Origin of the sequence: Acinetobacter sp. CE-15, from assembly GCF_051059255.1 — a bacterium.
In the GTDB taxonomy this organism is placed as follows: Bacteria; Pseudomonadota; Gammaproteobacteria; order Pseudomonadales; family Moraxellaceae; genus Acinetobacter; species Acinetobacter guillouiae.
Genome location: NZ_CP192737.1, coordinates 3,788,738 through 3,800,888 on the forward strand (window position 1 = coordinate 3,788,738; position 12,151 = coordinate 3,800,888).

Here is a 12,151-nt window from a genome sequence, read left to right on the forward strand (position 1 = left end):
TCCAATATTTTTGAGTGAATTTTTGTATTGAAAGTCCCTTCTCCTGTTGGGAGAAGGTTAGGATGAGGGTTGTTTTATCTTAAACAATGACTTTAAAGATGACTGATGAACCAAGTCAAATAGCGCTTAATTGATAATAATATTTAACAGCATGATTTAACAATTAAGCTTTTTTCTTTTTAAAACGCTCTACAGGCCAAGACATGGTAAATCTTGCACCACCCAAATCTGAGCTTTGATCGACTTCAATCGTCCCGCCAAACCAATACGCAATACGACTAACAATTGAAAGTCCTAAACCATAACCACCCGAAGCACGAGTACGGCTATCATCTAAACGAGCAAATGCCTCAAATACACGTTTACGGTCTTCCTCTGGAATTCCGGGGCCATCATCTTCTACACAGACATAGGCCATGTTGGTCTGGTGATTGACACCACCACTGATATTGACTTGATGATCACAGTAACGTATCGCATTTCCCACCAAGTTTTGCACAACTCGATGTAAATAACGACGTTCTGCATCGACAATCACATCAGATGAAAGTGGGTTAAGGTGGATAATCTTTTGGGTTTTTAATGCTTCGGTTTCTACCGCAACTTGCTTTAATACATCAATCAATACAATTTTTTCAAAATCTAATGAAGGTGTACCTTGCTCTAATTTCGCATAGGTCATGATTTCATCAATCAGCGTATTTAACGCTTCAATGTCTTTATCAATCATCTCGACCTGTTGCAAACGATATTCATGGTCATCTTCATCTGCCAGCATTTCCATACCAAAACGGATTCGCGCCACAGGTGTACGTAACTCATGTGATACCGCACGCATTAGCTCACGCTGTGCTTCAATCAAACGCTGTATATGGTCAGACATGCTGTTATAACTGGTGGCTAGACTGGCCATTTCGTCATAACCCTCAACAGGTACACGTTGCGACATATCCCCTGTTCTCATCACATCTAAAGCTTCATTCACCTGTTTCAACTTGCGTTGCATCGGCACAATCAAGCCATACACCCCCAAACAGAGCAAGAACATACTTAGCAATGTAATTCCGGCCGCCAATTTAACGGGCATCCAGTTAAACATTGGAACGGGACCAAGCACCAACACATCTGTAGGTGAGTTTGGTAAGGGTGAAACAATCGAAATGGTGGTACCACGTACAGTTGCACTGTCACGCCATAAAATCACACTTTGATCTGACCTTAAACGACCAATTTGCTCGGAATCGAGATTGAGCTGAGAAATCTTTTCCACACCAACATGATAAGAGAAATGTTGTTGAATTTTCTTAAGATATTCTTGTTCTTGACCGGGATAATAGACCAAATAATCCAGAATAAATACTGGAAGCGCCTTCATTTGGCGTTCGCCAATTTGATCGACTTTGATATATAAATAGTGTTTAGGGTCATTTCTGATCCCTATCACCAGATAGGCAATCCCTTGTTCTGCATCATAACGCACCACCGCTTTTTGACTTTCTATACGTTTTTCTTCAGTACGAGATAAGTCAACTTTGCGCGCTTCGAGATAATAAATGGGAAGTTCTAATAGATCAGACGCATCTGAAATCCAATCTAGGCGCTGCTGTTCAGTTTGCTGACGTGCCACACCTTCACTGATCACAAATGAAATTCCATCTGTGAGAGACTCACGATATTCCTGCGCACGTTGATAATTAATTATTTGGACAAGTAAATATCCAAACAAGGCAACCAACACAACAAGAATGACTAATCCTGCATAGATGCGCAAAAATATACTGTGTTTAGACACGCAAACTAACCTTCTTTATGCCTGTTCTGTGATGGACAAGCATCTTAGATGACTGACCCATCGTTTATAGACCAGTCTCTTTAACAAACAAATAACCTTTACTACGTACAGTTTTAATACGTTTCGGATTTTCAGGATCATCACCAATTTTTGGACGAATACGTGAAATACGTACGTCAATCGAACGGTCTTGACCATCATATTCAATACCACGGAGACGTTCAAAGATGTCTTCACGCGATAAGATACGGCCTGCATTCGATGCCAATAACCAGAGTAGATCATATTCAGCACTGGTGAAGTCAACCAACTCACCGTTAAGTGTCACTGAACGACCGCCATTGTCGATCACAAGATCGTCAAATTCAATACGTTGTGCAACTTCATCTTCAGGCGCTTTGTCTGTACGACGTAATAATGCACGAATACGCGCAAGCAATACACGCGGTTGAACAGGTTTAGCAACATAGTCGTCTGCACCCATTTCTAAACCAAGAACTTGGTCCATATCTTCAGTACGTGCAGTCAACATCAAAATCGGTTGATGATAATGTGGACGAACTTCACGACAAACGGTTAAACCATCTGCACCCGGCAACATCACATCCAACACAACCAAGTCTGGTTGTTCAGCAATGATGCGGCGAATCGCACGGTTACCATCTGGCTCTACCCCAACTTCCAATCCATTGCGAATTAAGTATTCCTGAGTTAAGCGAGCTAGGCGCTCGTCATCTTCAACAATCAGAATCTTTGGTAACTTTTCTTCTTGGCTCATCTATTTGCCCCTATATTTGATTTTGGAGTCTGCTACAAATCTCGCAGATTCAACACACTATGTTTTGCAATATACACACGTTTACAATGTAAACAAGACCTCATTCACCAAACTGATACATGAGCGTATCAATTTGTTATATTTTTATTAACTATTGAATTGTAGGCAGTTTTATAAAATCAATACACATCATTTTTAAATTTCTTCAAGACAATCAATAGCTGGACTAATTTTTATACAAAATATTTCATTGTTCATATTCTGTCTCATCAGTTTATCGTTTTTTGAGTTATCCACACACTTATCTATAAGCACTCTGCGGAGTCTTTGCTATGCTATGTGCTTGTCTCATAAGGCATATAACAAAAATGACGCTTTGAGGTAAAAAGATGCAAATAAAAATTTACTTTTCAGGGATAAAATATTCTTGAAATGTCAATATTGATCTACCCTTAAAATTACCGTATCTTGTGTTCTAAATTAAATTAAACCACTAAGTATTGTGTTTAGTCCTCAAACATCGTGACAACAAATTTTGCAGTTTGTCCGATTCAAATGGTCCATAAACATAACAATGATGACAATGGAGCTACGCTGACAATGAACGCCATTACAACCCCTGGTCAACTACAAGTGATTAAACGCACTGGTGATGTTGCCGCTTTTGATGCAGATAAAATCTCTGTAGCAATTGGTAAAGCTTTTTTGGCTGTAGAAGGTCAACAAAGTGCAGATTCAAGCCGTATTCATGATCGCATCACTCAGCTCACAGAGATGGTGATGAATACTTTTAATCGTCGTTTACCTTCTGGCGGAACAATTCACATTGAAGAAATTCAAGACCAAGTTGAATTGGCGCTTATGCGTACAGGCGAACAAAAAGTTGCACGTGCATATGTGATCTATCGTGAACAACGTTCTGATGCACGTAAACAAACTGGTGCTCATCATCACCCAACCTTACAAATCACAGATGCGAACGGTCAGCTTCAGCCTCTAGATTTGGGTAAACTTCAAGCCACGATTGAAAAAGCAAGTGAAGGCTTAGAAGGCATCAATGTTCAAGCCATTGTCGATGAAACAGTTAAAAACTTATATAACGGTGTAAAACAGTCAGACATCTCAACCACGATGATGATGGCAACACGTACCCGTATCGAACAAGAACCAAACTATACTTATGTAACTGCACGTTTATTACGTGATGACTTGGTTGCGACCGGTTTAAAATTCTTAGGTTTAGCCACAGATACCATCGAAGGCGATGCACTCGAAACTTACTTAAACAAAGGTATCGAGCTTGAGCTTCTCTCTCCTGAGCTTTTAAACTTTGACCTTGCGAAATTGGCAGCTGCGATCAAACCAGAACGCTCAAACCAATTTACCTATTTAGGTTTACAGACTTTATTTGACCGTTACTTCATTCATTCAAATGATGTACGTTTCGAACTTCCGCAATTGTTCTTTATGCGTGTTTCAATGGGACTTGCATTAAATGAAGAACAGCGTGAAGACCGTGCAATCGAATTCTATGACTTATTGTCTAGCTTCGATTATATGGCGTCTACACCGACCCTGTTTAACTCAGGTACGTTACGTCCACAATTGTCGAGCTGTTACTTAACCACCATTCAAGATGATCTATATGACATCTATGGTGCGATGCGTGACAATGCCCTTCTTTCTAAATGGGCTGGTGGTTTAGGCAATGACTGGACACCAGTACGTGCCTTGAACTCATATATCAAAGGTACCAATGGTAAGTCACAAGGTGTTGTACCTTTCCTTAAAGTTGCCAACGATACTGCGGTTGCAGTAAACCAAGGTGGTAAACGTAAAGGTGCAGTATGTGCATACCTTGAAACTTGGCACTTGGACATTGAAGAATTCCTAGAGCTTCGTAAAAACACTGGTGATGACCGTCGTCGTACTCACGACATGAACACGGCTAACTGGGTTCCAGATTTGTTTATGCAACGTGTGATTGAAGATGCTGAATGGACACTGTTCACGCCATCTGAAACACCTGATTTGCATGATTTAACTGGCGGTGAATTTGCTGAACGCTATGCTTACTACGAAGGCATTGCAAAAGAAAACAACATGCTGCATAAGAAAATCCGTGCGAAAGACTTATGGCGCAAAATGTTATCGATGTTGTTTGAAACAGGTCATCCTTGGATCACATTCAAAGACGTATGTAACTTACGCTCACCACAACAACACGTAGGTGTAGTGCATTCATCTAACTTATGTACTGAAATCACTTTAAATACCAATAAAGATGAAATCGCAGTATGTAACTTAGGTTCGATCAACCTTGTACAACATGTTCAAGGTGGTGCTTTAGACCGTGAAAAATTAGCGCGTACAGTTAAAACTGCTGTTCGTATGCTCGACAACGTGATTGACATCAACTACTACGCAGTTGAACAAGCACGTAATTCAAATATGAAACACCGCCCTGTCGGTATGGGTATCATGGGCTTCCAAGATGCTTTATATGAATTGGGTATGGGATATGGTTCTGATGCAGCAGTAGATTTTGCTGATGAATCAATGGAAGTGATCAGCTACTACGCGATTCAAACATCAAGCGACCTTGCTGTTGAACGTGGTGTGTATTCAACATTCAAAGGTTCATTGTGGGATCAAGGTATCTTACCAATCGACTCTTTAGATATCGTTGCAAAATCACGTCCAGAGCGTATGTTTGAAGTTGACCGTACTCAACGTTTGGACTGGGATACATTACGTACTAAAGTTCAAAAAGACGGTATGCGTAACTCAAATGTGATGGCGATTGCACCTACAGCAACCATTTCAAATATTTGTGGCGTTTCACAGTCTATCGAACCGACATTCCAAAACCTTTATGTAAAATCTAACCTTTCTGGTGAATTTACAGTGATCAACCCGTACTTGGTACGTGCGTTAAAAGATCGTGGTCTTTGGGACTCTGTGATGGTTAACGACTTGAAACACTTTGAGGGTTCAGTACAAAAAATTGCACGTATCCCTGAAGAGTTAAAAGCAATTTTTGCGACTGCATTTGAAGTCGATACACGTTGGATCGTAGATGCTGCATCACGTCGTCAAAAATGGATCGACCAAGCACAGTCATTGAACCTTTATATCGCTGGTGCAAACGGTAAAAAACTAGACATCACTTATAAGATGGCTTGGTTACGTGGTCTTAAAACCACTTATTACCTCCGTGCATTAGGTGCAACCTCTGCGGAAAAATCAACCATTAACACGGGTGCTTTAAACGCAGTAAAAGCAACAACTGTTGCTGCACCAGTGGCTGCGGTTGCTCAAGAAACTAAACCCGAAGCGCCTGCTGAAGAAGATGGTTTCGCTCAAGCAGCACCAGTACCACAAGCATGTTCAATCGATAATCCAGATTGTGAAGCTTGTCAGTAAGTAATCCTCCCCAATCCTCAAGGGGAATAAAGTCCCCCTTTTTAAAAGAGGGACTTTGGGGGATTCAAAAAATCTGAAATTATAAAAGGCGAAGAAATGTTCCATTTAAGTCATAACTATGAGTTAGGCGTAATCGTGCTGATCTTAGCCTTTTTAGTTTTTTACGTGCCTGCGGTCTATGCATTCTTTGCGATCCGTAAGCAGCAAAAGCGTAAGCAAAATAAGTAGTGTGGATATCTGTTCTTTCGAACAAGAACAAAACAACTATCGGCAAAACTTAATTTTGCTTGCACAGAATAAGCGTATAGTAGTGACATCTTCCATTGTGAGATGTCGAACATAGATATTAACAACGAAGAGAGAACAACGATGTCTATCCTAAGTTGGGACGATTTTGAAGATGATGAACAGAAACAAGCTGCACAAGCTCACCAGCCTGCGCCCGTCGAACAGAAAAAAACGACTGATTCGCAAGTGGTATCTGATACAAAGCAGTCATCGCAGAATGTGGCAACTACACAATCCGCTGGAACCTATACAGCAAGATCAACAAATCCAACCGATTCGTTGGCAAGAGCATCTCACGCCTTAGAAAAGTTAGACGTTGCACCTGGCTTAGAAGAGCTTGAAATGGGTGCGCAACGTGTACAAGTTGATGATAAAGCCATGATCAACTGTCGCGCTGACTTAAACCAACTTGTACCGTTCAAATACGAGTGGGCTTGGCAAAAGTATCTAGACGGGTGTGCAAACCACTGGATGCCGCAAGAAGTTAACATGAACCACGATATCGCACTTTGGAAGTCTGAAAATGGCTTAACCGAAGATGAGCGTACCATCGTGATGCGTTCATTAGGTTTCTTCTCTACTGCGGATTCTTTGGTTGCAAACAACTTGGTGTTGGCGATTTACCGTCACATCACCAACCCTGAATGCCGTCAATACATCTTACGTCAAGCATTTGAAGAAGCGATTCATACGCATGCTTACCAATACTGTATCGAATCTTTAGGTATGGATGAAGGCGAAGTCTTCAACATGTACCGTGAAGTTCCGTCAGTTGCACGTAAAGCAGCGTGGGGCTTGAAATATACTCAGTCTTTATGTGATCCAACCTTCCAAACAGGTACACCTGAAAACGATCAAATCTTACTGCGTAACTTGATCGCATTCTATTGCGTACTTGAAGGGATCTTCTTCTACTGTGGTTTCAGTCAGATCTTGTCAATGGGTCGTCGTAACAAGATGAATGGTGTTGCTGAGCAATTCCAGTACATCTTACGTGATGAGTCTATGCACTTGAACTTTGGTATCGACATGATTAACCAAATCAAGATCGAAAATCCAAACTTGTGGACTGCTGAATTCCAAGAAGAAATCATTCAGATGATTCTTGAAGGTACCATGCTTGAAATCGAATATGCGCGTGACACAATGCCACGTGGTGTATTGGGTATGAACGCAGCGATGATGGAAGAATATTTAAAATTCATCTGTAACCGTCGTTTGGCACAGTTAGGTTTACCTGAACAGTTTGCTGGTGTAAATAACCCATTCCAGTGGATGTCTGAAATGATGGACTTGCGTAAAGAGAAGAACTTCTTTGAAACGCGTGTAACTGATTATCAAACTGGTGGTGCGTTGAGCTGGTAAGAAGTCACATATCGTAAGACGACATATAAGTCTTCCTTAGCGACAAATAAAATTTCCTTGTAAAAAAGCCCATCTATATAGATGGGCTTTTTTACAATTAAAACATTTTAAAAAATTCTATGTTGAACTATAACCCAATTAAGGAATTTTGATGAGTGTTATGTTTGGACGTTTTTCATCAAACAATTATCTTAACGAAATCCTAATCTTTCCAAAATAATTACTAAGCATAGAAAATTTAAAGTTAAAAAACGAGATATTAACAACCCAACTAAGTAAATCCATTTAAAGAAATGACACTAATGTTTTTCTTTAGTTGTTACTTGGTATTTAGTATTGTTTTAAGATAAACCTCCCAAGACATAGTTAAATAAAATATTAATTAATAATGTATATTCAAGACACACCTCTCCGCAAAACTATTAATCCAAAATATATTTATTAAATATTTTATATTTAATCATACTTTTTAATAACTTATTTTACTAAAAAAATAATTGAATTGAATGACCATCACAATCATAAATATTGCTTATTAAAGCATCAAAATTACACATTTCCTCTCTAATATCATTACCAACCTTTAATTCATTAATTTTCTCAGTTAAAGTTAGATTTTTAAATGATTTTTTAATAATTGTATTTATTGATTTAATTTGACTTTCAAAGGGCTCTTTATATTTAAACTTAAAAACTTTATCTCGAATATCGTAAATTGGAGTATTTGGTTTAGCATCAATAATGATTATAATCCACATGATAGCATTGTATAATTGTTTCGCTTTAAGGTTCCATTTTATATTTGATTCAGTTCCAATTTTACTTTTATTAATCTGCCCATTATTTTGAGGAAATTCATTCTTCTCATGCAGCGGATTAAAAATTGGCAAACCACTATGGTTTAATAAATATAGAAAATCTCTTGCAGCACCTATTCCACATTGTATAGTCTCAACTATTTTTTCATTATTTTTACTCTTTGCTTCGAAAATATAATAATTATTTTCGATTATTTGCCCAGCATCACTATGTTTTGTTTGTCCTTTTAATAATTGTATATGGGCTACAGGTTTTACAGAATAGTTTACTACAATCCACTTTCTTTGTTCTTGTCCTCTACAGTTCATCTATTTTCTTTCCTCTAAGTAAGATTTTCCCAGTGCTATCTATGTAATTTCAATTCATTAATTTGCTATGAAGACTAATTTCCATCTAAATCAAAAGCAATTCTATATCTCTCATCTGCTTGAAAACGAGTAGAATAGTACGCTCTCTCATATTGCATGATCCAAGATATTTGCTTACCCTTGGTAATTTCTACTGCATGGTTAACAGTTTGTAATTTAGACAAAAGGTTGTAAAATTCAGTTTTTATCTCACTCTGTGAGGCATACCAATTTTTTATGAAAATACTATCAATGTTTTCTAAAATATTTTGGATAATTTTTTCACTATCACTTTGATTTTGACATTCAATAAAATACCCTACTAATGCATAATCTATATTGCTTAGATTTATTGAATATAAATGATAATGGTCTTCTGCTTGCCCAAAATTCCAATTTAGCCACCTCCTATAACACTTGCTCCAGAAAAGTTTTCTGATATCAATATCAGCTAATGTTGCAAATTTTTGAAATGTCGTGTTTAAGATTCTTCTTGAATCGTCATAGCCATATTGCAGGTTTATAGCATCCAACTTTATTGATTCTAAATAAAGATCAATCTCTCTTTCAGAAGCATACTTAGCCAAATAAATTCCAAATCCTTCTGCTAGAATTTGAAATCTAACTAAATAACGATTGAATATGATTAACCAAAGGCTAAGCTGATTAAGATTACAACTTATTTTTTGCAAAGTCTGTGCAAAAAAGTCAGCTTCTTTATCTGTTAAATTATTATATTGACTGTTGTTGAGTTCCAAAGCAAATAGTAAAGTAAATCTAAAAAGCTCATTTGTGGTGTCACATGCTAGTGTAAATCGTTGCAGTAAAGAAAAATCATGCTCTCTACAAATTGACATAAAACCAAAAAAATCATCATATTTTTCAATAGCTAGTAATAAATTTTCTTGTGAATAACTTAATAAATATAAAAATATCTGATATTGAAAAATATTGGCTCTGCTAAATTTAGGAGAGCGTCCCCATAGATACCAATTATTAGCCAGATGTAACCAATCTCGTTCCTTTATTGCGGTCATATATGGTTGTACTGCTTCTTTTTCCCAAATTGGCACATGCTGCTGTTGAGGAATTACAATATCATAATGAAAACGATCAAATCTCCCCTCTAAAAACTCATTTAATTGGGAATTATTTATTAAATCTGGTGGTATTAATTCCCATAAATTTTCAGATAGTATGTCAGAGATTATAAAAATCAATGATAGCAATGTGGTCGAAAATTTAGCTTCATCCCAACTTTGTAATTCTTGAATTAACCATTTTAATATGCCTTTTAATGTACTTTGTTCATCTTGGGTAAGAGAATTATTTAATCCCCTATATTTTTTATCATGAAAATTTTCCAAAAGTGGATAGTCTTGTAGTAAACCTTTGTAGATTTCTCTGAGTTCGTTATTGGAGTATTTAAATGGAATATCCTCTGAAGTTGCCGTAATGACCTTTATAGCTACATGAGGCTCAATAGCATGGACATTTTCTAAACCATTTGTAACCAAGGCTTTAAAAAATAATTTATTTTGTTCTAACATTTCCATACTAGACATTCCTGATGATCTAGAGCCATCCATAACTGTTCAAATGCATCAGCAATTAGGCGACCATCAGACACCTCTTGAAAAATATGGTGTGCCTTACCTAAGCTATTTACTGAAGTTCCTAATGACCAAGCTCTAGGTCCAATGCTAGTTTTAGGAAAAATAAGAAATCGATCATGAAACGACCAACCATACTGATCGAACTTGGCTCTGAACTCTAACTTTAGACCAAACTTATTTTCACAACTATCTTCTAACTCCTGACCATAACTCCTCATTACATCTATTTTTGCTTGTCTATCAGTATCTGGTGGAAGCTCCAATCCTGTAATAGCTTTCAAATTTGAATTAGAATGTGAACAATAAAATAAAGTTCGCAAAATATCTTGAGGTGATAAGTAAGGATCCCAGAGATAAATTGACTCTTGTCCATGACGTTGAATAAGTGTCCTAAGATCCTCATATGCTTTAACAGACTGATTACGATTGTATTGAATCAACTTCTTTTGCTTTAACAAATCCACTTTTTCGTGCTCATATAACCGCTGCGACGTCCATGTACGATTTGATATCTTTGATTCATCTTTATTAGCATTTATATTAAATGATCGGCTTGTCCTAATATTGATACGAATTAGTTCTCTATCTGTGCTGCTCTTTTTGATATAAAAACCTCTAGGTTCATGCTCAATCATTGCGCTATTCATTGAAAACTCATGAACAAAGGAGCTTTTTGCTGAAGCTGCTATTAGAATTTTTGTATCATCATCCCATAAGTAGTATCGATGCACACCTCTCTCATGCATCATCGGAATAATTACTTCGTTAGTCTCAACTCGACAAGAATAGAAATCTTGGCATGTCCTATCATCTAAACGAATGCAATTAAAAACTAGATTTTTACCTTCCGAAGATGATTTAGGATGCCAGGCTATTTTTAAAGTTAATGCATTACCTTGTTTTGTATGATGCAAGTCCGTGATAGCAATGGTGACTGGCAATTGAACAATAAGATTACCTAGTCGGTCTGATACACTTGCTAATTTAATTGGTATAAATTTCTGAATTTCTTCAGATAACTGTTGCAATAAATCAGGTCGATCGAAGAAAATTTTGAAATTATCTTTTGTTGTATCAAACCACTCAAAGACATGTGAACCACTCCAAAAATTATTTTTTAGTATATTATTGAGTGGTACTTCTTCTGTAGCATCAGGTGGGACAAATATTCTAGGAACTAAGTTAAGACTATTTGAGAATAATAAATTTTTCTGATAGGCAGTCCATACATTATCTTGAGCCAAGGTCATCAAAAGCCCCATGGTTTCTTCTAGGGTTAATGAATATTTTGTTATACCAAAAGAAAAACCTTTTAAGCCTTGTATCTTTAACGGCTTTGGATTTAAAAAAGTTTGTTTTTGAAGCTCTTCTGTTTGTTCTTCTTGAGCGACAACTACAGTCAAAATATTAAAAGGCTCAAACGTTCCATTCGATTTAGGTATCCCAAAAATAGTTATAATTTCAAACTGATTATAGAAACCGATGATATTAGGCTCTAATAATTCAAATATAGAATTTATATAATGTGAAGCTTCCTGCATAATTTATTTATCCTCGCACTCATCTACATCAACCCTATCATATACTCTTCTTAACAGCAAAAAACGTTAACTATCAGTTTGTTAATAAAAATATTTAAACCCAAAGCATGACTACAGACAGACCTATTTTTTGTAGCAAACAGAAGCTATCGGACAGTTCTTTTCGATTTTGCAGATCG

At 37.1% G+C, this 12,151-nt stretch carries 8 protein-coding genes; 3 read left to right on the forward strand and 5 right to left on the reverse strand.

All coding sequences use genetic code 11. The features are described from left to right. Nucleotides 1-163: 163 nt before the first annotated feature. Nucleotides 164-1,792 (reverse strand): sensor histidine kinase BfmS, encoded by a 1,629-nt coding sequence (gene bfmS, locus ACQ7EO_RS17400; RefSeq protein ID WP_004722852.1) that lies wholly within the window; start codon nucleotides 1,790-1,792, stop codon nucleotides 164-166. Between the two features lie 64 nt (nucleotides 1,793-1,856). Further along, complete coding sequence (bfmR, locus tag ACQ7EO_RS17405; RefSeq protein WP_004722855.1) at nucleotides 1,857-2,570, reverse strand: response regulator transcription factor BfmR; 714 nt, start codon at nucleotides 2,568-2,570, stop codon at nucleotides 1,857-1,859. A 555-nt stretch (nucleotides 2,571-3,125) separates the two neighbouring features. Here bfmR and ACQ7EO_RS17410 point away from each other — a divergent pair. The 3 genes from ACQ7EO_RS17410 (at nucleotide 3,126) to ACQ7EO_RS17420 (ending at nucleotide 7,649) form a co-directional block, all read left to right on the forward strand. Further along, the gene (locus ACQ7EO_RS17410) at nucleotides 3,126-5,996 is read left to right on the forward strand and encodes a ribonucleoside-diphosphate reductase subunit alpha (RefSeq protein WP_081407422.1); all 2,871 of its coding nucleotides are present in this window, start codon (nucleotides 3,126-3,128) and stop codon (nucleotides 5,994-5,996) included. 96 nt (nucleotides 5,997-6,092) lie between these two features. Next, nucleotides 6,093-6,224: a preprotein translocase subunit YajC gene (locus tag ACQ7EO_RS17415; RefSeq protein WP_004722859.1), complete on the forward strand. Its 132-nt coding sequence runs from the start codon at nucleotides 6,093-6,095 to the stop codon at nucleotides 6,222-6,224. Nucleotides 6,225-6,365: 141 nt separating this feature from the next. Further along, nucleotides 6,366-7,649: a ribonucleotide-diphosphate reductase subunit beta gene (locus ACQ7EO_RS17420; protein ID WP_004722861.1), complete on the forward strand. Its 1,284-nt coding sequence runs from the start codon at nucleotides 6,366-6,368 to the stop codon at nucleotides 7,647-7,649. Between the two features lie 485 nt (nucleotides 7,650-8,134). On the opposite strand, the gene ACQ7EO_RS17425 is transcribed toward ACQ7EO_RS17420, so the two are convergent. From ACQ7EO_RS17425 to ACQ7EO_RS17435, 3 genes are all read right to left on the reverse strand, one after another. Then, entirely contained in the window at nucleotides 8,135-8,776 is a 642-nt protein-coding gene (locus ACQ7EO_RS17425) for a hypothetical protein (RefSeq protein ID WP_434278172.1), read from the reverse strand. 74 nt (nucleotides 8,777-8,850) lie between these two features. After that, the gene (locus ACQ7EO_RS17430; RefSeq protein ID WP_434278174.1) at nucleotides 8,851-10,371 is read right to left on the reverse strand and encodes a hypothetical protein; all 1,521 of its coding nucleotides are present in this window, start codon (nucleotides 10,369-10,371) and stop codon (nucleotides 8,851-8,853) included. After that, nucleotides 10,359-11,972 (reverse strand): VPA1262 family N-terminal domain-containing protein, encoded by a 1,614-nt coding sequence (locus ACQ7EO_RS17435; RefSeq protein WP_434278175.1) that lies wholly within the window; start codon nucleotides 11,970-11,972, stop codon nucleotides 10,359-10,361. The genes ACQ7EO_RS17430 and ACQ7EO_RS17435 overlap by 13 nt, the downstream gene beginning before the upstream one ends. Nucleotides 11,973-12,151: the final 179 nt, after the last annotated feature.

What these genes read in the sequence shown, in the direction of transcription:
- ACQ7EO_RS17430 (WP_434278174.1), bottom strand. Translation starts at nt 10,371, where the DNA reads ATGGAAATGTTAGAACAAAATAAATTATTTTTTAAAGCCTTGGTTACA.
- bfmR (WP_004722855.1), bottom strand. Translation starts at nt 2,570, where the DNA reads ATGAGCCAAGAAGAAAAGTTACCAAAGATTCTGATTGTTGAAGATGAC.
- ACQ7EO_RS17435 (WP_434278175.1), bottom strand. Translation starts at nt 11,972, where the DNA reads ATGCAGGAAGCTTCACATTATATAAATTCTATATTTGAATTATTAGAG.
- ACQ7EO_RS17425 (WP_434278172.1), bottom strand. Translation starts at nt 8,776, where the DNA reads ATGAACTGTAGAGGACAAGAACAAAGAAAGTGGATTGTAGTAAACTAT.
- ACQ7EO_RS17410 (WP_081407422.1), top strand. Translation starts at nt 3,126, where the DNA reads ATGGTCCATAAACATAACAATGATGACAATGGAGCTACGCTGACAATG.
- ACQ7EO_RS17420 (WP_004722861.1), top strand. Translation starts at nt 6,366, where the DNA reads ATGTCTATCCTAAGTTGGGACGATTTTGAAGATGATGAACAGAAACAA.
- ACQ7EO_RS17415 (WP_004722859.1), top strand. Translation starts at nt 6,093, where the DNA reads ATGTTCCATTTAAGTCATAACTATGAGTTAGGCGTAATCGTGCTGATC.